The organism is Streptomyces sp. NPDC048417, assembly GCF_040651615.1.
Lineage (GTDB): Bacteria > Actinomycetota > Actinomycetes > Streptomycetales > Streptomycetaceae > Streptomyces.
Map to the genome: position 1 here is coordinate 1 of NZ_JBEZKI010000067.1, position 21601 is coordinate 21601.

Annotated in this window: 26 protein-coding genes and 2 pseudogenes; 19 read left to right on the forward strand and 9 right to left on the reverse strand. The window is 67.0% G+C overall.

All coding sequences use genetic code 11. The features are described 5' to 3' along the window. The first annotated feature begins 84 nt into the window (after positions 1–84). From AB0D59_RS50195 to AB0D59_RS50205, 3 genes are all read left to right on the forward strand, one after another. On the forward strand, positions 85–669 hold the full coding sequence (locus AB0D59_RS50195; RefSeq protein WP_362579624.1) for a phosphoadenosine phosphosulfate reductase family protein: 585 nt from the start codon (positions 85–87) through the stop codon (positions 667–669). A gap of 88 nt (positions 670–757) precedes the next feature. Beyond that, positions 758–1000 (forward strand): hypothetical protein, encoded by a 243-nt coding sequence (locus tag AB0D59_RS50200; protein WP_362579627.1) that lies wholly within the window; start codon positions 758–760, stop codon positions 998–1000. 106 nt (positions 1001–1106) lie between these two features. Next, on the forward strand, positions 1107–1367 hold the full coding sequence (locus tag AB0D59_RS50205) for a hypothetical protein (protein WP_362579630.1): 261 nt from the start codon (positions 1107–1109) through the stop codon (positions 1365–1367). A 279-nt stretch (positions 1368–1646) separates the two neighbouring features. Here AB0D59_RS50205 and AB0D59_RS50210 read toward each other — a convergent pair whose 3' ends face one another. The 3 genes from AB0D59_RS50210 to AB0D59_RS50220 all read right to left on the reverse strand — a co-directional run bounded on the left by AB0D59_RS50210 (position 1647) and on the right by AB0D59_RS50220 (position 4695). Continuing rightward, positions 1647–2642 (reverse strand): hypothetical protein, encoded by a 996-nt coding sequence (locus AB0D59_RS50210; protein ID WP_362579633.1) that lies wholly within the window; start codon positions 2640–2642, stop codon positions 1647–1649. Positions 2643–2884: 242 nt separating this feature from the next. Then, complete coding sequence (locus AB0D59_RS50215) at positions 2885–3847, reverse strand: polyprenyl synthetase family protein (protein WP_362579636.1); 963 nt, start codon at positions 3845–3847, stop codon at positions 2885–2887. A 155-nt stretch (positions 3848–4002) separates the two neighbouring features. Next, positions 4003–4695, reverse strand: coding sequence for a flavodoxin-dependent (E)-4-hydroxy-3-methylbut-2-enyl-diphosphate synthase (locus tag AB0D59_RS50220; RefSeq protein ID WP_362579685.1), 693 nt, complete (start codon positions 4693–4695; stop codon positions 4003–4005). 1165 nt (positions 4696–5860) lie between these two features. Between AB0D59_RS50220 and AB0D59_RS50225 the strand changes: the two genes are divergently transcribed. The 4 genes from AB0D59_RS50225 to AB0D59_RS50240 are packed head-to-tail and all read left to right on the forward strand — an operon-like array spanning position 5861 to position 8035. Next, complete coding sequence (locus tag AB0D59_RS50225; RefSeq protein WP_362579639.1) at positions 5861–6205, forward strand: hypothetical protein; 345 nt, start codon at positions 5861–5863, stop codon at positions 6203–6205. Further along, positions 6180–6293 carry a terpene synthase family protein gene (locus tag AB0D59_RS50230; RefSeq protein ID WP_362579688.1) on the forward strand — a complete coding sequence of 38 codons (114 nt, stop codon included), beginning with the start codon at positions 6180–6182 and terminating at the stop codon, positions 6291–6293. Before AB0D59_RS50225 ends, AB0D59_RS50230 begins: the two co-directional genes overlap by 26 nt. Before the next feature lie 27 nt (positions 6294–6320). Further along, the gene (locus AB0D59_RS50235; protein WP_362579642.1) at positions 6321–6572 is read left to right on the forward strand and encodes a hypothetical protein; all 252 of its coding nucleotides are present in this window, start codon (positions 6321–6323) and stop codon (positions 6570–6572) included. 2 nt (positions 6573–6574) lie between these two features. Next, positions 6575–8035: an FAD-dependent oxidoreductase gene (locus tag AB0D59_RS50240; protein WP_362579645.1), complete on the forward strand. Its 1461-nt coding sequence runs from the start codon at positions 6575–6577 to the stop codon at positions 8033–8035. Positions 8036–8283: 248 nt separating this feature from the next. Here the strand turns inward: AB0D59_RS50240 and AB0D59_RS50245 are convergent, their stop codons facing one another. After that, positions 8284–8550, reverse strand: coding sequence for an ANTAR domain-containing protein (locus AB0D59_RS50245; RefSeq protein WP_362579647.1), 267 nt, complete (start codon positions 8548–8550; stop codon positions 8284–8286). A gap of 357 nt (positions 8551–8907) precedes the next feature. Here AB0D59_RS50245 and AB0D59_RS50250 point away from each other — a divergent pair. Then, positions 8908–9915, forward strand: a pseudogene (locus AB0D59_RS50250) (IS21 family transposase); the annotation flags it as partial. A 5-nt stretch (positions 9916–9920) separates the two neighbouring features. Continuing rightward, entirely contained in the window at positions 9921–10676 is a 756-nt protein-coding gene (istB, locus tag AB0D59_RS50255; RefSeq protein WP_362579691.1) for an IS21-like element helper ATPase IstB, read from the forward strand. On the opposite strand, the gene AB0D59_RS50260 is transcribed toward istB, so the two are convergent. Continuing rightward, complete coding sequence (locus tag AB0D59_RS50260; protein WP_362579650.1) at positions 10673–11197, reverse strand: hypothetical protein; 525 nt, start codon at positions 11195–11197, stop codon at positions 10673–10675. The genes istB and AB0D59_RS50260 overlap by 4 nt on opposite strands. Positions 11198–11364: 167 nt before the next feature. Between AB0D59_RS50260 and AB0D59_RS50265 the strand changes: the two genes are divergently transcribed. Then, complete coding sequence (locus AB0D59_RS50265) at positions 11365–11859, forward strand: hypothetical protein (protein WP_362579653.1); 495 nt, start codon at positions 11365–11367, stop codon at positions 11857–11859. A 175-nt stretch (positions 11860–12034) separates the two neighbouring features. Here AB0D59_RS50265 and AB0D59_RS50270 read toward each other — a convergent pair whose 3' ends face one another. Beyond that, positions 12035–12469, reverse strand: coding sequence for a hypothetical protein (locus tag AB0D59_RS50270; protein ID WP_362579656.1), 435 nt, complete (start codon positions 12467–12469; stop codon positions 12035–12037). A gap of 108 nt (positions 12470–12577) precedes the next feature. Between AB0D59_RS50270 and AB0D59_RS50275 the strand changes: the two genes are divergently transcribed. Further along, entirely contained in the window at positions 12578–13510 is a 933-nt protein-coding gene (locus AB0D59_RS50275; protein ID WP_362579659.1) for a tyrosine-type recombinase/integrase, read from the forward strand. Positions 13511–13561: 51 nt separating this feature from the next. On the opposite strand, the gene AB0D59_RS50280 is transcribed toward AB0D59_RS50275, so the two are convergent. Next, positions 13562–13936: a hypothetical protein gene (locus AB0D59_RS50280; protein WP_362579662.1), complete on the reverse strand. Its 375-nt coding sequence runs from the start codon at positions 13934–13936 to the stop codon at positions 13562–13564. A 462-nt stretch (positions 13937–14398) separates the two neighbouring features. After that, on the reverse strand, positions 14399–15169 hold the full coding sequence (locus AB0D59_RS50285) for a hypothetical protein (RefSeq protein ID WP_362579664.1): 771 nt from the start codon (positions 15167–15169) through the stop codon (positions 14399–14401). A 315-nt stretch (positions 15170–15484) separates the two neighbouring features. Between AB0D59_RS50285 and AB0D59_RS50290 the strand changes: the two genes are divergently transcribed. The 7 genes from AB0D59_RS50290 to AB0D59_RS50320 all read left to right on the forward strand — a co-directional run bounded on the left by AB0D59_RS50290 (position 15485) and on the right by AB0D59_RS50320 (position 20570). Further along, positions 15485–16030, forward strand: coding sequence for a bifunctional DNA primase/polymerase (locus AB0D59_RS50290; RefSeq protein WP_362579666.1), 546 nt, complete (start codon positions 15485–15487; stop codon positions 16028–16030). Positions 16031–16292: 262 nt separating this feature from the next. Beyond that, on the forward strand, positions 16293–17138 hold the full coding sequence (locus AB0D59_RS50295; RefSeq protein ID WP_362579669.1) for a hypothetical protein: 846 nt from the start codon (positions 16293–16295) through the stop codon (positions 17136–17138). A 227-nt stretch (positions 17139–17365) separates the two neighbouring features. Further along, positions 17366–17713 carry a hypothetical protein gene (locus AB0D59_RS50300; RefSeq protein WP_362579672.1) on the forward strand — a complete coding sequence of 116 codons (348 nt, stop codon included), beginning with the start codon at positions 17366–17368 and terminating at the stop codon, positions 17711–17713. After that, complete coding sequence (locus AB0D59_RS50305) at positions 17706–19265, forward strand: caspase family protein (protein WP_362579694.1); 1560 nt, start codon at positions 17706–17708, stop codon at positions 19263–19265. The genes AB0D59_RS50300 and AB0D59_RS50305 overlap by 8 nt, the downstream gene beginning before the upstream one ends. Positions 19266–19524: 259 nt before the next feature. Then, positions 19525–19668, forward strand: a complete 144-nt coding sequence (locus AB0D59_RS50310; RefSeq protein WP_362579675.1) for a hypothetical protein — start codon at positions 19525–19527, stop codon at positions 19666–19668. Between the two features lie 27 nt (positions 19669–19695). Continuing rightward, positions 19696–20175 carry a hypothetical protein gene (locus AB0D59_RS50315; RefSeq protein ID WP_362579678.1) on the forward strand — a complete coding sequence of 160 codons (480 nt, stop codon included), beginning with the start codon at positions 19696–19698 and terminating at the stop codon, positions 20173–20175. After that, positions 20175–20570, forward strand: coding sequence for a hypothetical protein (locus AB0D59_RS50320; RefSeq protein ID WP_362579680.1), 396 nt, complete (start codon positions 20175–20177; stop codon positions 20568–20570). The genes AB0D59_RS50315 and AB0D59_RS50320 overlap by 1 nt, the downstream gene beginning before the upstream one ends. A 189-nt stretch (positions 20571–20759) precedes the next feature. Here AB0D59_RS50320 and AB0D59_RS50325 read toward each other — a convergent pair whose 3' ends face one another. Continuing rightward, complete coding sequence (locus AB0D59_RS50325) at positions 20760–21401, reverse strand: hypothetical protein (protein WP_362579682.1); 642 nt, start codon at positions 21399–21401, stop codon at positions 20760–20762. Between the two features lie 70 nt (positions 21402–21471). Between AB0D59_RS50325 and AB0D59_RS50330 the strand changes: the two are divergent. Continuing rightward, positions 21472–21601: pseudogene (locus tag AB0D59_RS50330) on the forward strand (IS701 family transposase); the annotation flags it as partial.

Below are 21601 nucleotides of genomic sequence, written 5' to 3' on the forward strand. Positions count from 1 at the left end.
CGGATCCACCATCCCTGACCCCATCTCATCCACCTCGGAGGCCCTTTGACGAGTCACATACCCGCCTTCACCCGTGAGAGTGAAGTGCAGAGAAGCACGGCGACCCTGAAACGGGACGTCGCCAACAAACTCCTGCGCCAGATCGCCGCTGAACTCGGCCTCGATGAGCAGGCCATCATCCTCAACTGCATGGGCATCCGCGCGGCCGAGTCCCCGGCCCGCAGCAAGAAGCAGCGCCTGGCCATCGACATGCGCACCAGCGCGAACAGCCGCCTGGTACTCACCTGGCACCCCATCTTCGAGGTGACGGACCGCGAGGTCTGGCAGGAGATCGCCACCCACGCCCTGGAGTACCACCCGGTCTACGACGCCCTGATCCCCCGTTTGTCCTGCGTCTTCTGCGTCCTGGCCCCCTTCGCTGTCCTCGTGCGCGCCGCCCGCCTGTGCTGGGCCCTCGGCCTTCCACTCCCCGCTCGCTACCGCGACCTCGAAGCGAAGATTGGCCACCACTTCAAGCAGAGCCACAGCCTTGCGGAGGTCTACGCCGAGGCCGAGCGCCTCGAACGCGAGGAAGGCCCCCTCGTCTGGAACCGCGGCGACGCCATCCGGCAGCACCTCGGCGCCGACGAGGCCGACAACTACCTGGCCCGCCTCGCGCTGACCGCCTGACTCCTTCACCTCTCGCCTGTCCCAGGGGGCCGCCGGCCACGCGCATGGCCCCCTGGGGCGGGCGCCACCTGCCCGTAAGGAGACCCCCGTGACGTCCACCGGCGCCTCGAGTTTCCGGCAGCAGCTGCCCTTCACGATCCAGACGGAGATGCCGATCGCGTCCGACTGGTGCCAGAGGTGGCAGCAGGGTACGCCCTCATGGAGGCACGTCAGCGAAGGAGGCTTCGACGCCCGCTGCTACGCGGTCGAGCCGCTGCCCGAGGAAGACGCCAAGGCCTTCGTCCTCCAGCACCATTACTCCGCCTCCCACCGGCCTCGACCTGTCCCGTGAGCGGCTCGTCGTCCGGCGCCCCGGCAAACGTCACATCATCTACCTGGACGAACTCACCTACCGCTGCGCCTCCGCGTGGATCCGTGAACGTCACCGCCGCTGGCCGGTGACGACCAACCCGCATCTGCTGATCAACCGATGGACCGCGGTAGACACCACGCACTCGTCAATCGGCACCACATTCAGCTCCGTGTTCCGGCCCACCGGACTCACGATGCCGACGCTGCGGCAGGACCGGATCCGCGACGAGGCATTCGAAGTCGACGACCCGCTTCACCTGATGCGCCTATTCGGCATCTCCGCTCACACCGCCATGCGGTACATCACCGCGGCCCACCCAGAACGCACCGCGAAGCTGCCACGGTAGTCATGTCTGAGTAGGCGTCTTCAGCGATGGCCGTGAGGTGCGTTCCGCTGTGGCATCTGGTGGGGTGAGTCGGCAGTACTGCGTCGGGGAGTCTGGTGATCTGCTTCCGACGCCCTGGTCTGCGGAAGAGGTCCGCCGGTCTCGTTGCGGAGTCGGGTGGTGATCTTTTCGTGGTAACCGAGGGCGTCCGCGACGACGGGCATGACCTGCACCGGCCTGATAAGGACACACATGGAATCGCCAGCGTACAAAGGTAGCGATCCGCCTCCGGGTTGGCTGTTATGCCTTGGCCCCGTCTTCCAAGCTGCGCAGCGCGAAGCGACTTGATTCGAGGTGCCAGTAGTGGCTTCCCTGAATCCAGGCCCGCAGACCGGCGAGGTGGCGGACCAGCTGCGGTGATGCCTGACCGCTGATCTGTTCCTCCAGCCGCAGGTAAGCGGCCACCTCCTCTTCATACAGACGGGCGGCGTGCTGGAGTGACTCTTGGGGCGAGTGCCCGTATTGGTGCTGAAGCACGGTGGGGAGGTTGATGGCGAAGCGGCTGCGCCGGGCCTCCTTGGGGTAGGAGAACACGTCGTTGGCCCAGCAGATGACGTTGGTCGCTATGGACCGTAGTACCTGCACTTGGGGATGGTCGGACTCGGCGGCCGGGACTTCGTAGCCCGACAAGACGTCGATCAGGGCGATACATGCGAGGACGGCACCGTTGTGCTGGCGGGTGACGCGGTAGTGGGCCAGGTCGGGCAGTCGGCCTTTGGCGTGCCAGGCGCCGGCGTCGAGGAACGCCCCGAACAGCGCCAGGCACATCTCGTGCACGAAGCGGCGCTGCTGCGCGGGGGAGGCGTGTTCACCGATCTCACCCAGCAGTCCTTGGAGCGCGCGCAGGAGAGGGTCGTGTTCGACGGTGGCGGGGAGCTGGGGGCCCGCTGGGGTCTGGGGCGGGGTGAGAACGGCGAGGGTGGGGAGCAGGATGTCGGCCATCGCTGAGGGGTCGGTGCTTTCGGGGTTCTCGTCGAGGTGCTGGTCGTCGAAGACACATAGCCAGGCGAGCCATTTCGCGGCCAGGGCGAGTCGTTGGGGATCGGCTTCGGGGTAGACCATGGCGGCGAATTTCCCGAATTGGGAGGCAAGATGGACGTCCAGCTGCGCCGAGCCTGCGGTAAAGCCGCATATGGAGAGCCACTGGGTGACCGCCTTCTCGGCGTCGGCCGCGCCGGGATGGGCACGCCGGGGGAAAGGACAGGTCAGGACGGGCAGGGTCACAGGTTCCGTCATCGGTTCGCTGCTCCAGACACGCTGGTATTGGATGGTTCGCGTTCTTGGTGCTGGGCGGGTGGCCCGGCAGTGGCCGTGGGGCGTGGGTGAGCTGGCCCGTACGGATGCTGGTTGTCACCGCCCCGGGCGGTGGTGTCACCAACGGGATGACCAGCCGGTAGGAGCCGGGTAACGCGGTGGCAGTCATGGTGGGCAACGAGCCGGGTGTGTGCGGTGGTTGTCGCGGTCCTGTGGGTGCGCGGTCATGAGGTCCTGCGGACGGCTTGTCCGGCGAGGTGGGTTAGGGCGTGGGTGGCGGCCGGGGTGAAGGGGGCGGTGTCGAGGGCGTCCAGTGCTTGCCGGTGCCGGTGGGCGATCATCTGCTCGACGGTGGCGCGGGCTCCGGTGGCGGTGAGGATGTGGCGGATCTCCTCGGCGTCCTCCTGCTGCAGGTGCGGGTCGCCGACCAGGGTGTGCAGCCGTGCTGCCTGCGCGGGGTCGGCGGTGGCCAGGGCGAGGGCGAGGAGGGTGGTGGATTTGCCTTCGCGTAGGTCGTCCAAGCAGGACTTACCGGTTTGGGTGGGGTCGCCGAAGACTCCTAGCAGGTCGTCGCGGAGCTGGAATGCTTCGCCGAGGGGGATACCGAAGGCGCTGCATGCCTCCAGCAACTGTGGGTTGGCGCCGGCCAGCGCGGCTCCCAGCTGCAGGGGGCGTTCCACGGTGTATTTGGCGGTCTTGTAGCGGATGACGGTCAGGGTGTCGTCGACCGTTGTGTGTTCGTTTCCGGTGGCCCGCAGGTCTAAATACTGGCCGATCATGACTTCGGTGCGCATGCTGTCCACGATGCGTAGGACGGTGCTGCGCTGGGGTTCGGGCAGGGTGGTGGCGTGCAGAAGTTCGTCGGACCAGGTCAGGGCCAGGTCGCCCAGCAAGATGGCGCCGCCGGTGCCGAACCGCTGGGCTATGTGGTCCTCGCAGCCGGTTCGTGTGCGGTGGTAGTCGCTGGTCAGGGCCTTGTGGATGGTGGGGCGCCCGCGGCGGGTGTCGGAGGCGTCCATCACGTCGTCGTGGATGAGGGCGAAGGCGTGGAACAGCTCCAGGGAGGCAGCCAGGCGGGTGATCTGCGCGGTGTTTGCCTGGCTTGCGGCGGCGTGCCAGCCGATAACGCACAGCAGGGGACGGATGCGTTTACCGCCGGCGAGGAAGGTGCGTAACAGGCTGGCCATGTAGGACTGGTGGGGGCCGGCACTGGGTTGGGTCTTGGCGGCCAGGAAGCGATCCAAGACGCCGTCGACTGAGGTGCGTATGGCCGTGGGGTCGAGCGGGTCGCCGAGCACGGTGGGGATTGGCTGCAGTAGTGGGAGGGACGGTTGGGTGGGATTCATCGGCTGCTGTCCGGCCGGTTGCGGGGGGCTGTTTCGTCAGCTGGGCTGCGGCCTGTATCGGCAGGGACCGGTATGGCGGCGGAGCCGGTTGGCTCGGTCAGGCATAGGGCTTCTTTGATGGGGGCGTCGACGATCTGGGCCTCGGGCACGGTGCGGACTATTTCACCGAGGACGAAGATCTGACCTTTGCCGTTGCCGGATGACACCCCGAGGTCGGCTTCGCGTGCTTCGCCGGGGCCGTTGACGACGCAGCCCATAACGGCGACCCGCAAAGGGTGGGGGAAACCGTCGAACGCGGCACTGACCTTGGCGGTCAGGGCGTAGACGTCGACCTGGGCTCGGCCGCAGGAGGGGCAGGAGACGGCGTCTATCCCAGCGAAGACATAGCGGGGCTGGAAGTGGATTTCGGCGATGACCGGGATCTTGGACTTTGCCGCGATCACCGGGAGGGCGTCGGCGTCGTCCTGGGAGGGCACCGCGACACGGACGATCTGACAGCCGGCGGCGGTGAGTTCGGCGATCTGCCGCAGTGTCGCGTCGGCGTCGGTGGTGGGGGTGGTGGTCATGGACTGCACGGACACGGGCGCGTCACCACCCACCGCGACACCGGCGACATGAATCTGCCGGGTGCGGCGCCGTCCGGTCAACGCCGGGGCCCGAGGCTGAGGCCGCGTGGTGGGCAGGGGCAGGTCGGTCAGACTCACGCGGAGCTCCCCTCGGTGCACGGCTGGGCAGCTGCAGTCATGAAGCGGCCTTCCCTTCGGTGAGAACCTCTGGCCAAAAAATGATGAGGAACCGGTCGGCGCGGCGTCCTGCAACGACATCGAAAACAACCTTTGGTAAAGCCTGAGAGGACTTACCTGGAGGGTGAGTGCGGATTGTTCCTCCGGCATCGACACCGGTGTTTCCTTCGCGTCTTCCCGGCAGTGTTTCCCGGGCAATGCGAACTAAGGTGGCGCATGCATGCCTGCCTGATGCATTGGGCTGGAAGGTGTGTGCCGAAGTGAGCGGGCGCGCGAGCCCAGAGCCCCTGTGCGCTCATTTGGCGCTGAACAGCACACGCGCGCCGCACGGCTTCTCCCGCCAGCAGGCCTTTTGGCGCGCCGGGGTCGACACCGGCCTTACTTGCGGCCCACGGCCGTCACAGGTCATCACCCGTACCTGCACGCCCCGCGTACGCCTGCGCTCAAATAGGTTGGGTGACGAGGCCGGCGCACGCACTTGTGGAGGTAGTACTTCGCGCGCGGGTTGCGTCCGCCGTTGCTCGCCTTATCTACTGGCAATCGGTTCACGTCGGCGAGCTGCCCGGCTGCGCCTGCTCTCTGAGAACGTGAGCGACTACCAAACCGGTCCGAAGTCGGGTTGCTTCCTGGCCATTCCCAAATGCTGTCGTGCCATACGCCGGCCAAACAGGATACGGTCGCATCGCTGTAGGGCAACCCTTCGTGATTCCGCTGCCGGCGCCGGATCGGCGCTTGGCGCAGTGCCTCTCGCTCACCTGCCATACGTCACCGAGCAAGCCCGACAGTTACGGCTCCGACCATCCGTGCCGCCCGGCGGATGTCGACTCTGAGCAGGAGGTCACATGACCAGAAACCAGCAGGGGCCGGCCGACCGGCGTGCGGTACCGGCAGGTGATCAGGCGACTCATGGCGGGGCCCGTGCCGGTGGGAGGGCGAACGCCGGCCTCCGTACACACGATGACCAACGCAACCGCCGTCGATGCCACATCGCGGCGCATTGAGCCCGGAGCAGGCCCGGCCTGCCGGGGCTGCATCGCGGCCCTGCTCGATGAGCCGCCGGCCCCGGCGGCGGCCGTCCGCACCGCAGGAGACCGGAAGGGAGGAACAGGCCGTGTCCACTGAGATCCGTGTCGCCTCCCTGCTGCCGGTCCCGGCGCTGCCCAATGTGATCAACCCCCACACCGAGTACGTGGGCGACCATCTGACGCGATGGTCCCGGGAGGTCATGGCGCTGCCGGCGGCTGAGGCGGCGCACTGGCGCGCCGCCCATCTGGAACGGCTCGCGGGATGCATGTACCCGACCGCCGGCCCCCCGTTGCTGACGCTGATCGGGGAGGCGCGGTATACGTGCAACAGCTGGCCCGGGAGGTTGCCGAAGTGCTGGCCGGTCGCGACGGCGGTGCCGTGCCGTGCGATCCGCTGCTGGCGTGGTGCTGGCGCGCCGGGCGGCGGGTGAAGTCGCCTGCGCTGTCAACGATCTGGTCTCCCTGGAGAAGGATGTTGCTGCCGGAGAGCGGCACAACCTGGTCCTCGTACGCGTGTGACGGGAACGCTGTTCGCTGAAAACGGCGGTGGAACTGGTCAACCAGTGGTCGGCCGGCCGGCTGGCACGGTTCACCGCCGCCAGGGGCGGCCTGCGCTCGGGCACCTCGTCTCTCAGCGCCGTGGAAACGCGATGCGCGCCCGCCTATACGACTGCTCTGGAGGTACTGATGCGCGGAAGTCTCGACTGGAGCCTGGACAGCGGACGTTACGGTCCGACCGACAGGGCGGCCGACCCCATGCCGTCGGCCCAGCTGCGGGAGCACGCAGGGGAGGTCTAGGCATGACGCTGCGAGGTGCGAAGTCAGGCGGCACGGAACGGGGCGGTATCGACAGTCGACAGGCGCCCCTGGGCGACGGGCGCAGGCCCGGCGGTCCCCGGGTGATCGTTGTCGGTGCGGGGATCGCCGGTCTCACCGCGGCCTTCCGCCTTCAGCAGGCGGGCTGCGACGTCACCGTCCTGGAGCGGTCGGGGCCCGAGCTGGTAGGCGGGCGAATGAGCACCGTGGAGCGCGAGGGCTTCGCCATCGACGTCGGAGCCACCCTGCTCCTCGCGTCCTACCGGAGTATGGTGCGGCTGATCTGTGACGCGGGACTCGAGGACCAGGTGTGCCCCGCGGGCGATGTGTGCGGTCTGCTGCGCGACGGCGAGATCCAGCGGATGCGCCTCTCGGCCCGGCTGCAGATGCCGCTGAGGTCGTATGTACGCGACCTGCCGACCCGCGACCTGGTCAAAGTGGCACGTGATTTCCTCCATGCGCGTCGCCACTTCCAGTGGCACGACTTGTCGGCGACCGCGCCGCATGACTTCGAGTCGGTCCGTGACTACGCCCTGAGGCGCGGACTGCATCCGAGCGTGTACGAATACCTGCTCTCCCCGTTCGTCTCGGACCCGGCACTGGCCGAGCCCGAGACGTCGTCGATCATGAGTGTCTTCTTCTTCCTCAACATACTCATCAGCAGCGGAGGTACGTTCACGTCGCCCCGAGGCGTCGGCTTCCTGCCCCAAGGGCTCGCCCGGTACCTGCACACGGTATTCGACGCGAACGTGACATCCGTCGAGGAGCACAGGCAGGAGGCACGGGTCTCCTGGACCACTGCCGCCGACGGAGAACACACCGAGAGCGCTGACGCCTGTGTCCTGGCCGTACCGCCGTCCCAAGTCCCAGCGCTACACACCTCCCTGACGGAGCGCCAGTTGGAGTACCTCCGCTCCATGCGGTACTCCCGCAGCATCCACATCGCCTTCGGCGCGGAGCGGCGTGTCGCCGAGGAATCCCTCCTCCTGCAGATCCCGCGCAGGGAGCACCCCTTCATCTGCACGTACGTGATGGAACACAACCAGGCGCCCGGTCGCGTTCCTGAAGGCAAGTCGCTGGTCAGGGCGCACTTCCGCGGCACCTGGTCCGACGACAACTGGGAGATGGCGGACTCCGCGGTGGTCGACCAGGCACTCGCCGCAACCCGCCGCCTGGGCGTGCTTCCGGAACTCGAAACCCACACCACGATGGCCGAGGTGTTCCGTGTCAGTCCGTGCGCGGTGCTCCGCCGTCCTGGCGAATACCGTGAGGTCGCCCGCTTCCGCGCGACGCTGCGGGGCGACTCAAGGGTGCAGCTGGCAGGCGGTGACCTACTGGCGCAGTCGACCACCAACAGCAGCCTCTGTTCAGGTGAGGACGCGGCCTCCCGGGTGCTCCGTCTCCTGCGACTGTCCCAACACGAGGAAAGAGCCGTCTCCCGATGAGGGCAAGTATCACCCCGTCCACCCTGCCGACCTGGCCGTCCCGCGACTTTCCCCGGGACACGGCCCAGGCCGTCGGCCAGCTCACCGAGCGGGTACTCGAAGCGGTCAACTCCGCAGGAGCCGTACGGTCGCCACGCCGAGGAGGGCTTGCGGCCGCAGGGGCTGGGTAGGCGGGGAAGCAGCATCGACCTCCCCAGGCGTTCCCCGCTTCCCCGCCAGCACGGCCCAGCTACCCGAGGACGCCCGTCTTACGCTCGCCCGTCAGCTCGGGCGCGCCACGCCGCCACCGCGGCGGTCAGCTGTTTCTGCAGATGCTCCGGCATCGGCTGCTGCTGCGTCGTTGCCATCACGGCTTCGGCGACGTCGTGCACCTTGATGTTGGTGTGCTGGGAGACCGTCGCCAAGATCTCCCAGGCATCCTCAGGCGTGCAGGACCAGGCCGCCATCAGCACTCCGCGGACGATATCGATGACCGGCCTGCGCTCCAGCGCCTCTTTGAGCTGCTCGGTCTCCACACGAAGCAACTCCGCCTGCTCCGCGAGGGGCAGCTCAACATCATCGGTCAGGGGAGAACGGGCCGAACCTTCGTCGCGGGGCGCGCCACCTGAAAGCTCTGCTCCAGTGCGGCCGCGCCGGGGACCCAGGCGCTGAGAAGGTCGCATAGCCGTCGCTTTCCCGGCAGCATCACCCCGCATTCCGACGCTGTACCGCGACGCGAGTAAGAAACAGCACAACGCGAAGCGACTCCCGCTTAGCCCGCGCACGGCGCCCTCCCGGCTTGACCAGGGGGCGGTTGACATCGTGCTGCGACGTGCGTTTGCGTAGGCGGTTGCCTCCTTGATGTGAAGAACCGGCCGGTCGCGCACGCGGAAGCCTTCCGCTTCTTCGGCGGCGTCCCGCGCCGCCTGGTGCCGGACAATCTCAAGACCGGGGTCGACAAGCCGGACCTCTACGACCCGAAGATCAACCGCTCTTATGCCGAACTCGCCACCTACTACGGCACGTTGGTGGACCCGGCCCGCGCATCGAAGCCGAAGGACAAGCCGCGGGTCGAGCGGCCCATGCCCTATGTTCGCGACTCGTTCTGGAGCGGTCGGACGTTCACCTCACTGGAGCACATGCAGGCCGAGGCCCTGCTCTGGGCCAGGAACGTCGCAGCTCAGCGGCAGTGCCGCCCGTTGGGCGGCGCGAAGCCGCTGTCCGTGTTCGAGGCGGTAGAGGCCAAGGCCCTTCTGCCGCTGCCCGAGGAGCCGTTCGTGCTGGCCCGGTGGTCACAGGCCACCGTCGGCCCGGACATCCACATCAAGGTCGGCCGCAGGCTCTACTCGGTGCCCTGGAAGCTGATCGGCCGCCGGGTCGATGTCCGCTCCACCGCCACAATGGTGCAGGTCTTCCACGAGAGCGAGCTGGTCAAGACGCACACGGCACTTGAGCAGGGCAAACGCACCGACAAAAACGACTACCCGCCCGAGAAGATCGCCTTCCAGATGCGCACGCCGATCTGGTGCCGCGGCCAAGCCTCGCAGGTCGGGGACGCCTGCCGACAGGTGATCGACCAACTGCTGGAGGTCAACGCCCTCTACCGGCTCCGGGCCGCCCAGGGAGTACTCGGACTGCGCAAGAAGTACGGCGACGCCAGACTCGAAGCCGCCTGCGCGAAGGCGGTCGCGGTCGGTGACCCGTCCTACCGGACCGTCAAGGGCATCCTGGTCGCCGGCACCGAGACTGATCCGGAACCGGAGACCGGCGACGCCGGAGCCGCGGCCTTCCTGCACGGCCCCGAGGGCCTGTTCGCCGCCACCGTCCCCCTGCAGATCCCCGGCGAGGTTCACGACGACCAGGGTCACGCCGACGCTGGCGCCGAGGAGGCCGGCCGGTGAGCGTGATGACCACCGCCCTGCGCGAGTCGCTGAAGACGCTGCGGCTGTCCGGCATGCTGGAAACCCTCGACGCCCGCCTCACCCAGGCCCAGAAGGGCGAGCTCGGGCACCTCGACTTCCTCCAGGTTCTCTGCCAGGACGAGATCAGCCGACGCGAGTCCGTCGCGCTCGAACGGCGCCTGCGCAGAGCGAAGTTCGAGCAGCAGGCCACCCTGGAGGGCTTCGACTTCGCCGCCTCCCCGAAGCTGCCCGCCGCCCAGATCCGCGACCTCGCGGCCCTGCGCTGGCTTCACTCCGGCGAGTCCGTCATCTTGTTCGGGCCCGTCGGGGTCGGGAAGACACACGTCGCCCAGGCCCTCGGCCACCAGGCCGTCCGCCAGGGCGCCAACGTCCGCTTCAGCAAGACCAGCCGCATCCTCAGCGAGCTCGCCGGCGGTCATGCAGACCGCACCTGGGACAAGCGCATGCGCGAACTCATCCGCCCTGACCTGCTGATCCTCGACGACTTCGCCATGCGCCAGCTGACCGCGTCCCAGGCCGATGACCTTTACGAACTCGTCTCCGAGCGGCAAGGACGTTCTCTGATCATCACGAGCAACCGGGCGCCCAGCGACTGGTATCCCCTCTTCCTGAACCCGGTCGTCGCCGAGTCACTGCTGGACCGGCTGATCAACGCCAGCCATCAGGTGATCATGAACGGCCCCAGCTACCGGCCCAACAAGCGGCCCAAGGATCCGACCGGCAAGCCGCCGACCGCCTAGCGTCCGGGTTGGTCGACGTTCCACTCCCTCGGCAGGGCCTCGTCACAGAAGACGCAGACGAAGTCCTCTTCGCGCACGATGTTGAGCTGCTGGCAGGAGAGGCAGCGTCGGAACACCACCTCGTGCGTGAAACCGCACGGGCGAACGATCCCGGCCTGGTCCAGGGCCTCGGCGACGGCCGACCATGAGTTGACGTCCGGGCAGTAGCCGGTCGACTGATTGCTGACCTCGCCGACCGCCCACCGCCCGGACTCCTCGCGGAAGCTGATCTCGCCGGCGCCCAGGACCGCTTCTCCACCAGCACACACCACGTGCTCACTGCGACGCGGCGCGAGACGCAGGACCCCAGCCTGATCGATAACGAAGGTGAAGGGCTCGGCCAACTCCTCCACCGTCCGAGCCGAGACCCACTCGTGGAAGTCCGCCGGCGACCGCATGCCCTGACCCTCGCCGTCCGGTCGGACGAGGCTCCTCAGCTCGGCCGGTCCGACATAGCGATAGCTCCACCCGCGCATGGTCATGCTCGCCAAACTAGACCCGACTGGGGCGAGGACCTGGGGAATTACGTGACCGCAGGGGTGGGGAATTACGTGATCGTCGACAGTACTGGACTGACTTCAAGCCCGCGCTCGGGAATCAGAGCGAGACGCTGGGGCTGCTCAGCCGCTTCGAAGCACTGCGCAACTCCGTGGCCCACAGCCGGGACCTGCTTCCCTTCGAAGAGGAACTCCTGAGCGGCATCGCCGGCGAGATCCGGAACAGGGTGACCATCTACATGAGCAGCCAGGACCCGACCGGGGACTACTTCGCGCGGATCGACAGCGTCACCGACAGCCTCGGAAACTGCATCGACAGCTTCCCGCAGGACCCCATGGAGCACGGGGTCTCGCTTCGGACCGGAGCAGTGCTGCACCCGGGCGACACGATCACCTTCCGGTGCCGCGGCACCGACCCCCCGGGCCGCGACCTCACGTGGTGGGTCATTCCGAGCCGCGACACCGACCATCCCAGCTACACGGGCCGTGATCTCGACATCGTCTGGCGCGTCAGCACTACCGACGTCGCCGCGCGCCGGGACGTCCACATCTACATGAAGAGCAGCGGCCCGTATCACCGGGTCAACGCTGGGGAATCCGGCTTCGACTATTGCGCCACGTTCATCTACACCGTCCTGCCCCGCTAGGACTCCGCACACGCGACGCCCTGAGGCACCGAGCCGGAAAACAGGCACGAACGATGGCGAACGTGCACATCTCCGTGCTCGCCGCGCTGGACGCCGCGTCGTCTGCCTCCTGCCCGGAGCGCTCGATCGCGGCCGACCGACAGCCCCTGTCGGTGCGTCCGTCCTGGCCGAATGGTCAGGCGGCCTGCTCGACGTTGTCCTGGCCGAAGTCGGGATCGTCCGTGGGCGTGGGCACGGCGCCTTTGGCAATCTTGAGGGCCTGCCGCACGGCGACCAGGGCGGCGCCTTCGACGCCATGCTTCTTGCACTGCCTCCAGTGCTCGTGACCCTGCACCATCTCGGCGGTCTTACGGAGGTCCTCCCACAGCCGGTCGTATGTCGCGGCGTCGGCGGTCTCCCAGCCGCTCGTCTCCGGGCGCCCGCGACGGTGCCACCGCTCCGGCTCCTCCGGCCATCCGCCATCGGCTTCACGAGACCAGGGCAGCCGGGCCTGGTGGGCGTGGAGCGCGGCGTACAGCTCGGCGAGCGCGCGCTGGGCGGCGAGCAGGTCCTTCGGGAAGTCCTTCGGATCGAACGGCTGGTCCTCGGCTGCGGGGGCGGAAGTGCTCATGCCTTGGATGCTTTATGTGGAATCGACCGAGGCTAGCTTGGAGCCATGGTCGATGTTCCGTGGGGCAAGTTCCCTACCCTGGCAGCGGATCAAGAAGCCCGCAGGTGGTTGCAGTTCAGCGAGCTGCGCCGCCTCGACCTCGACTGCATCACAACCGACGAACGGACCGGCGAGACCTACCCCATCTGCCTGCTGCACATCCCGCAGAACAAGACCAGCCGGCCCTTCGCCAAGCCCGTCGACCCCCTCGTCGGAGAACTGATCGACGCCTGGAAACTCGTCCGCTCGCCCCAGCCCGACCTCGCGGACCGCAAGACCGGCCTACCCCGCAAGCACCTCTTCTGCCACCGCGGCCAACTGGTTGGCAACGCCTACCTCAACGACAACATCATCCCGGCCCTCTGCCAGAAAGCCGGCATCCCCGCCGAAGACTCCCGCGGCGCCCTCACCAGCCACCGCGCCCGCAGCACCATCGCCACGCAACTCCTCAACGCCCGCGACCCCCTCACCCTCGGCGACCTGCAGCAATGGCTCGGTCACAAGCACCCTGCCAGCACCCGCTACTACGCCAAGATCCTCCAACGAACCCTGACCGCCGCCTATCGGAAAGCCGACTACTTCGCCCGCAACATCCGCACCATCGAGGTCCTCATCGACCGCGACAGCATCCTCACCGGCGCCGCCGCCGGCGGCGAACAGCCCTGGAAGTACTACGACCTCGGCGACGGCTACTGCAGCTACGACTTCTTCGCCAAGTGCCCCCACCGCATGGCCTGCGCCCGCTGTCCCTTCTACGTCCCCAAGGAGTCAACCAAGGGCCAGCTCCTCGCGGTCAAGGACGGCATCAACAGGATGCTCGAACAGGTCGACCTCAACGACGACGAGCGCGAAGCACTCGAAGGTGACCGCGACGCCGTCACCGCGCTGGTCGAGAGGCTGGCCGACATCCCCACACCTGCGGGGCCCACACCCAAAGAACTGGGCACGGAGTCCGCCTTCATCCCCCTCACCGACACCATCTCCCGAGAGAGAGACAGCTGAGCAAGACTGGCCGCCTTCGCCAGGCCGCAATCGCCTGCGGACAGTTCCCACTCAGGGTTGGGCATCCACGTCTGCGATGAGCTCCGCCGCGGTGACGCCCGGCTGGACTCGAACATCGAAGTTGTATCCCTGATCGCAGAACACCAGCTCGACGGAATCCGGCATCAGCCGGCGAAGCAAGCAGGCGACCTGCGCCGAGTCTGCCAGGGCCGCGTCCAAGTACAGGCCCGTCCCATCATCCGGCAGAAGCACCTCACCCGGGCCCTCATCCGTGCAGAAGCTCCAGCTGAAGGCACATACCTCACTGCGTTGCGTCGGATCGGCTTCGACCTCGGCCCAGAGTTCCGTGATCCCGGAAGTCACGGCGGCTGAGCTGACCCGCCAGGTGGTGGTCGAACCATCGAAGAACGCCATGAACGCAGCCATGCCGCGTGTCTACCACGCCCGGTCACGCACCCCACAACCGCCCCGGGAGGGCCCTCCCTCCCCCAGACGAAAGGTCACGAACCTGTCTCGATTCTCAATAACTTGCCAGTTCGACCCGCTGACAACATCGCGCACCCAGGTCTCCGTGACGGGCCCCTGCCGATCATCGGTCCGGCGCCAGCATGGAAGCTCAGCGCACACGCCAGCCGACTTCGGGGTCCGGCTTCGGACCTGCGACTTTTCGAGATAGATGACACGGGATGTGAGGGCTGACCTCGGCCGTGCAGTGCTCTGGTCGCTCTAACTGGCACCGGAAGGCCGTTCTTTTTTGCCACCCTCGCCTGCTTTCGCTCCAGTAGACACCAGCTTCGCAGTTCGGCAGAGCCTGGTAGGCCACTGGCCCTCCTCGGGGAAGAAGCCAGCGTGCTCACGCAGTCGCCGCCGATGAATTCGAGGTGCCAACTACGCATCCTCGCCACTGCAGGGGCGTTGGCGGGGACGGACGAGTCGGAAGGGCCGCCCCTCGTCATCGGCGATGACCACCCCGGACTCTCCGTTGCAGACCCAGTGGACGCCGACGCGCCACTGCACGTCCCCGGCGCTATCCAGTGCAGCACGAAGGACGAAGACTTCAGGGTCGTCCGGTGCAACCGTGTACGGGAAGTCCGGCACTCCCTCGGCCGGTTCCAACCGAGGAGTCGAGGCGTCGAGACCCACGTTGAGACGCATGCCTGGATTCACGTCACTCAACTGAACGTTGAACGTCCGCCTCGGCCTCCCCTTTGGCCGGCGCCTAGGAAGGATCTGGACGTCAGGCGGAGCGGACCGTGACTCGATCTGCACGCTGAGACCCGTCAGGATCACAGCACGATTAACGACGGCCTCCACGGCCACGTAGACGCTCGTCCGCCAGAGGGCGACAACGTTGGCCCTACGCGCATCGACGTCCTCGGGGATCGGCCCGATGTGTCCCCTGTCGACGGCTCTGTCGGCTTCTTGACTCCCCGTGACGACGATCGGAGTCGAAGGCTTCGGGTCCAGTACAACCGCACGACCCCGGGCGACACTCCTGTCGGCGCTGCGCGCTACGAGCCCGCTGACAGCGGAGGCGAGTCCTGCCAGCACTGCCGCCACGATCCACTTGCCGATCCCGGGTACTGCAACAGCAACTACGACTGCGGCAAGCAGTGATGCAACTGCCCCAATCCGCATAACGAGTTGACGAGATCGCACGATACCCCCAGGTGCTCATGATGGCCCATCCTGCCGCTGTCGGACTGTGCCGGGTCGCGATAGTCGGCGCCAGTTGACCGCCGCGACCTCGTGTTCTCTACCTGGCAGGACGCGCTTGTTGGCACCGTCGGGACACGGCACTTGGCACCAACGGCATCTCGGCAAGCCGAGCTGCGACCGTCCCCGAGGATCTGGCCTGGTACGAGTTGGGCATCGACGAACCGGACGAGCCCCGGGAGTACAGCTGTGAGGAGTGCGGGTTCTTCGGCACCGGGTTCCACTGCTGTGAGTGCGGCGCCACCCACGAGTACCACTGTGTGTGCTGAGCCGGCCTCGACCACGGCTGCGGCCGTCGACCTGGTCGGGCGCGGGCTGGCGGTGTTCCCGCTCCCGGCCGGCGGCCGACGGCCGGCCCGGGGCGGGTGGCATGCCCGCTGCCTGACCGAGCCCTCCCGTATCCGCGCCGTGTGGCGGGAGGGCGACAACATCGGCGTCGGCTGCCGCGCCTCCCGAGTGGTCGGGCTGGACCTGGACGTCGACGGGGACGGCCAGGCCGTGCTCGCCGCCCTCGCCGCCCGGGTCGCAGAGGACTGGCCCGACACCTTGACGGTGCGGACCCCGAGCGGGGGCCTGCACCTGTACTTCCGCGCCCCGGGCGACTGCACCATCGCCAGCGTCTCCGGCGGCCGGACGGCGCTCGGGCCGGGTATCGACGTCCGCGGTCCCGGCCGACGCAGCGGCGGGTATCTCATCGGACCCGGATACGCCGTGACCGGCATGCCCTACACCATCACCCGGGATGTCCCGATCCTCGAACTCCCTGGCTGGATCGCAAAACGGCTCACCATCCTCCCAGCATGAAACCCACGCAAAGAGCCTGCTCACCACGGCCGCGCCCCGCATTGTCAGTGGCACCCTCTACGGTAGATCCCGTAGTAGACGGCATGCCGCGAACCGCCGTTTCCGCTGCTGCCCCCGCGGCCACGCCGCACCGGGGCAGCGCCGCCGGACAAGGACCGAGGTCGGGTCCCGCGCAGCACCACCCGAACAACCCGTCTGTCCGGCTGCGCCCCTTTCACGCGACGTCCGGCGGGAAGCGTGGGGTCCCGCTGTGGAGACGACCGTGACCAAAACCGGCAGCGACCACCTCAAGCGACTGGCCCGCGAGATCGCCCGCACCACAGGCCGGCGCTTCCCCGACGTCCTCGCCGCGTTGCGTCGTGCACCCCGCCCGTCGACGCCGCGTCGCTCGACGGAACTCGTCCTGCTCTGCAACGGCCTCGCGCACCCCATCGACGGCGGCCGCTGCGCCCGCCCCGCCGGCCACCACCTGCTCGACGGCACCTGGTCCTGGTGTTCCCCCGAGCCCGGCCTTCCCGCCCACATCTGGCAGGGCTACCACCAGGCCGCCGACGAGGCCCGCCAGACGCAGCACGAAACCTGGCTGGCCTCCCTGACCCCGGCCGAGCGCGCCGACTGGGAAGCCGAGCAGGAGGCGGCGTACTGGGCGGACATGGCGGCCGAGGCCCGCGAGCCGTACGACCCCTACGACGACAAGCACGACGAACTGGTCTGGGACGCCCTGGACGACGAACGCCGGGCCGACGAGACGGACTTCGACGAGTACGACGACGGCGACTGGGCCGACGACATCGACTACTTCATCAAGCACGTCAACGCCAGCGCCGACGCCTACGGGCTGGAGACCATCCCCGATGTAGGCTCGTATTTGGAATGTCCTGTTCCGTTCCAGCGGCCTGTGTGTTCTCGGAATGTCTCATTCGTGGGCCACCGCACTTTGTCTCACGATCTTGACCCCTTGAGTCCGGGAGGAGGTTGGGGACTGTGCGCCGTCGTCCGACTCGACCTGGGTAGTTGCACGCGGACGCCGGGGTGGCCGCACAGTTCACAGTTCTCCTCTGACGCGAGTTCGGCTGCCTCGGCGCCATCACCAACTCCGAGCAGCTGAGCTTGGCGAGGACGATCGCAAGGGCAGCGCCCCCATCAACCGGCTCCGCGTCTATGCCACCGGTCACGTCCTGGGCGATTCGCTACGGCAGGTACGCGCCTTCTAAGCTGAACCATCTAAAGCCAAATCACATGCGTCCTGATCGACGTATACCAGAACATCCTTCAAAGACATGCAGTTCTCTGGGAGCATGAGAGCCCGCAACTGCTGTTGATAAGGGGGAAGTTGTGGTGATCGGAGAGGGCGTACTCCCGGAGAGCGGGATCGCGCTGACGGTTTCTGACCAGTCGCAGCTCCTGCCACTGCGTGACTGGTTGCGAGAGCAGCCGGGCGCCGAGGTTGCGGTTACCCCGGGAGCGGTGGGGCCAGGCGAGCTCGGTGTGCTGGAGATGCTGACAGTTCTCGGCGGGAGCAGCGGCGCGGTGGCGGTGTTCAAGGCGCTTCCGGACTTCATCCGCTCGCGGCGGTCCGGCTTCCGGATCGAGACGACTGTCCACGGGCAGCCGTTCGTTCTTGACGCGACCAACGTCGACGAGGTCATGCCCATCCTGGAGCGGCTGCTTGACGATGACTGACAGCGGCCTGCGGCGCGACTACTCACGCTCCCGGGCAGTGTTGATGGGTTGCTGGGACTACGCCCATCTGAGGCCAGTACAACCAGCAAGCAACAGCCTGAAGCGAATGAGGGAGCTGTTGACAGGCCCGTTGTGCGGATGGCCGGCAGATCGCGTGCAAGAGCTGCGCAACGTTTCCCGTCGCGGCGATGTGCCCGATCGGCTGATGGAACTGTTCGCGGACACCGCCGACGTCGCGCTGTTCTACTTCGTGGGGCACGGCCAGTTGCATGGCGATGAGCTGTGCCTGGCGCTGCGGGAATCACCCGAAGTCGGGCCCCGCCGCGTGACCACCGGCCTGCCGTTCTCCGACGTGCGAGCAGCGCTGCGCGAGTGCGATGCGAAAACGAAGATCGTCATCCTGGACTGCTGCTTCTCCGGAACCGCGGCCCGGCCCGAGCACGGACTGACGTCGGCGTCTGCCGACGTCATCGACAAGACGCTAGGCACGGGCGCGTTCACCATGGCCGCGAGCGGCGCGTACCGGACCGCCTGGTTCGAGTCCGACACGAACGTAGACAATCCTCAGACGTACTTCACCAAATACCTGATCGATGTGGTGGAGCAAGGGCTCCCCGGATATCCCGAGGGCCTTCCTCTCGGCCCTGTCTTCGCGCGGACGGCCGACGCGCTGGCACGTGATCGCCGCCCGGAACCGACCCGGTCGGTCCGGCATGACGCGGACCGATTCATCCTGGCTCACAATGTCGCTGGTGCGGGCGTGTCCAATACCTCGCCCACCAAACCCAAAATCTACGACGCGAATAAACGTCGGTCGCGTCGGCCTTGGGCCGTTCTGGCTGCGATTGCGCTCCCCTGCGTTCTCTTCGGTGGAGCACTCGCATTCGCGCTCAATACAGCTTTTGGCGCATCAGGTCAGGACAAGGGGCCGCCCCCGAAAAGTGCTCCGGTCACTACGCCCGGTAAGTCACTCTATTCCAGTGGAGGCGAGAGCACTCACCCCACAACCACGAGCCCTAGCCCTTCGATGAGCAACCGAGACAAACAATTCGCGGCGGTGAAGGCGGGCGACTGTTTCGACACCGTCTATGACCTGCTCGATGGTTACGCACTGGATGATGATGGCGGAGGGCCAGAGGTCGTGCCCTGCACATCTCCTCGCGCCTACTACAAGGTGACCCACATTTATCGCCCTGCAACCAATGGCGCGTGCACGGAGACCGACGACGGGCGAGGCGAATGGCCCAATTCGGGCCCTGGGCGCTCTGATGTAACACTCTGCATTGACCGGTTCTTCCAGGCAGGGCAGTGTTTTCTCGCCAGGGGCGACAACGAACCGACGAGTACCTACGTACTGAAGGGTCGTGACTGCAGCGTCCTATTGAACCTCGACAAGCCGAATAATTTCCTGATGAAGATCATTGCAGTCAAGCCAGGTTCCAGCACTGTCAACGACTGCCCTAAGCAATATCCGGGGCAGAATATCTATTCGACTCGCGCCCTCGACGACGCAAAGCTGCTGTGCTTGAAGGTTGCGATTCACGGCGCCTGAACCTCTCTTACTCTGAAGGAGTGCGGGCCAGCGGAAGTTCCTCGATCACGCTCCAGGTGTAGTAGCCCTTGTCCGGGTGCTGGTACTGGCATAGATCGAGACCGGGATCAGCACCACTACGTGCAAACGATCAGCCATGCGTTCGTCTCACTGCCTTGTCCCTTGGGTCAGAAGAAGGCCACCGTCAATGAGAAAGGGACATTGGAAAAGCGAGCCTACACCCGACGCGCACGTCCGCTCGCACATGTTCCGGAGAACGATGTCGGTGATCACCGGGCGCGAGCCGGGCTCCGAAGTCGCCCTCGGCCTCCAACTGAAGCACGCCGCCCGCCGGGCACTGGCCAACTGCACCACGCAGGGCTACGCGCAGATGGACACCACGTGGGCCAAGGAGTTCGACTAGCAACTCGAGTACGCCGCCGCACTCCGGTTGGTCGACCTGCTCAGGGCCCGCCGGACAGGCGAGAAGGTCGCGGTCGGGCCCGGCGCCGACCGGCTCCACGCCGGCCTGGACACGGTCATCTCGACCATGAACGAGGACCCCGTCCTACGGGCGCAGATCGCCGATGAACAGGCCGAGGCAGCCCTGCTCGCCACCCAGTTCGCCAACCTTCACCTGGGAACCGTCAACCACTGCATGTTCGACGCCCCGCAGGCCGAATGCCAGAACGAACTGCCCGCCGATCAGCGGGGTACGGCCCCTCTGATCGGCGCCTGCCAGCCCGACCGCTGCCGCAACTCCGTGATCACCCGACGCCACGCTCCGATCTGGATCGCCGAGGAAGACGACCTCACAGACAGAGCCCAGGACCCCGCCCTGTCACCACCTGGCCGCGAGGCCGTCCTGATTCGTCTCGCCGATGTCCAGCGCATCACCCGCGCGCTTCGTCAGGAAGGAGTCACCCGCTGATGCCGGTGTCCGCCAAGACCGCCACCAAGCTCCGCGAGGCCATGGCCCGGCTGCTGGCCGGCGAGCCCCTGCACACCGACGGCGCCCTCACCAAGGAGAACCTCGCCCGAGAAGCCCAGGTCAGCCACGCGACCGTCCACCGCGCCGACGACATCCGCGCCGAGTGGAACGCCAAGGTCGCCCGACCGGTCCTCCGCACCCCCGGCGAGGTCACCCGGGACGAGACGATCGCCGCGCTTCGTAAGCAGCTTCGTGAGGCGAGAGCCGCGATCACGCAGCTCAACGGCAAACTTGACGCCCTCGCTACGGTGACCACGAACCTCTACCACGAGAACCAGGCCCTGAAGAAGCGCAACAGCAGCCGAAGGCTGACCCCTCTCCCCTCCTCTGAGTGAGCACGTTCACTGACCGGGGCAGGTAGTGGAGGGCGAGGCAGGCTTGGCAGGTGGGCGCGGATCTCGCACACCTGCTCCGGTCTTCTGGCGTTCGTCATCGTCTCGACCGCCCTGTTCCACGCCTGGCGCGCTTCGGGAATACACCCCTGCACGGCCCATTTCCACCTCGACTCGACCTGCATCGCTTCTTCACGGGCACGGCGGCCGGTAGGCGATGTCTCCGACGTACTGCCGCCACTCCTTCTCCGTGAGGGTGTGTTTCGTGACAGCGCAGATGCGTCTGATGGCCCGGTCGGGGTTCAGCTCCCACAGCCGGGCCGTACCGTCTTCGCTGCCTGTGGCGAGGAAACGCCCGTCGGCGCTGAAAGCGACGGCGGACACGGGCTTGGAGTGCTCCGTGAGCGGGTTCCCGAGGAGCGTCGGCCGGCCGCTGGCGGTCAGGTCCCACAGCCGGACGTCTTCGTCGTCGCCGGCGGTGGCGAGAGTGTGCCCGTCGGGGCCGAACGCCACTCCGCCGAAGGAGTTCGCACCGTCGTCGACAAGAAGGCCGAGGCCGATACTGCCGTTGCGCAGCTTCTTGGGGTGTGCGGGATCGCCGACGCCCCAGAACGAGCCCTTGTACTCGTGATTCGTGCTGGCGAGCGTGCGTCCGTCGGCGCTGAAAGCCACGTCGGTGACGCCGTCGTTGGTGTTGGTGAGAGGTTTGCCCAGTCGCTTGGGGTGGGCGGGGTTTTTGGTGTCCCACAGGTAGATCTGGGTCTGTTCGACGGCGGCGGCGAGCGTGTGCCCGTCAGGGCTGAAGGCCAGCGCCGAGATCCGGGGCCCCTCCACGTTCAAAGGGGGGCCTAGTAGGGCTCCGTTAGGTCTGTCTCGTGGTCCTGTTTGGGGGCATGTTGGGGGTGTGGACGCACATGAAGTGAACCGTGCCCGGGCGATGTTGGCGTTATTCGTGGCTGATGTGTTCGCGTCGGTGCCGCGCAAGGATCAGCGGGCGAAGGGCGACTGCTATCTGCGCGGGCTGATGCTGGACG

What these genes read in the sequence shown, in the direction of transcription:
- AB0D59_RS50320 (WP_362579680.1), top strand. Translation starts at nt 20,175, where the DNA reads ATGCCGGTGTCCGCCAAGACCGCCACCAAGCTCCGCGAGGCCATGGCC.
- AB0D59_RS50270 (WP_362579656.1), bottom strand. Translation starts at nt 12,469, where the DNA reads ATGAGCACTTCCGCCCCCGCAGCCGAGGACCAGCCGTTCGATCCGAAG.
- AB0D59_RS50260 (WP_362579650.1), bottom strand. Translation starts at nt 11,197, where the DNA reads ATGACCATGCGCGGGTGGAGCTATCGCTATGTCGGACCGGCCGAGCTG.
- AB0D59_RS50210 (WP_362579633.1), bottom strand. Translation starts at nt 2,642, where the DNA reads ATGACGGAACCTGTGACCCTGCCCGTCCTGACCTGTCCTTTCCCCCGG.
- AB0D59_RS50310 (WP_362579675.1), top strand. Translation starts at nt 19,525, where the DNA reads ATGTCGGTGATCACCGGGCGCGAGCCGGGCTCCGAAGTCGCCCTCGGC.
- AB0D59_RS50280 (WP_362579662.1), bottom strand. Translation starts at nt 13,936, where the DNA reads ATGGCTGCGTTCATGGCGTTCTTCGATGGTTCGACCACCACCTGGCGG.
- AB0D59_RS50215 (WP_362579636.1), bottom strand. Translation starts at nt 3,847, where the DNA reads ATGGCCAGCCTGTTACGCACCTTCCTCGCCGGCGGTAAACGCATCCGT.
- istB (WP_362579691.1), top strand. Translation starts at nt 9,921, where the DNA reads ATGACCACCGCCCTGCGCGAGTCGCTGAAGACGCTGCGGCTGTCCGGC.
- AB0D59_RS50305 (WP_362579694.1), top strand. Translation starts at nt 17,706, where the DNA reads ATGACTGACAGCGGCCTGCGGCGCGACTACTCACGCTCCCGGGCAGTG.
- AB0D59_RS50240 (WP_362579645.1), top strand. Translation starts at nt 6,575, where the DNA reads ATGACGCTGCGAGGTGCGAAGTCAGGCGGCACGGAACGGGGCGGTATC.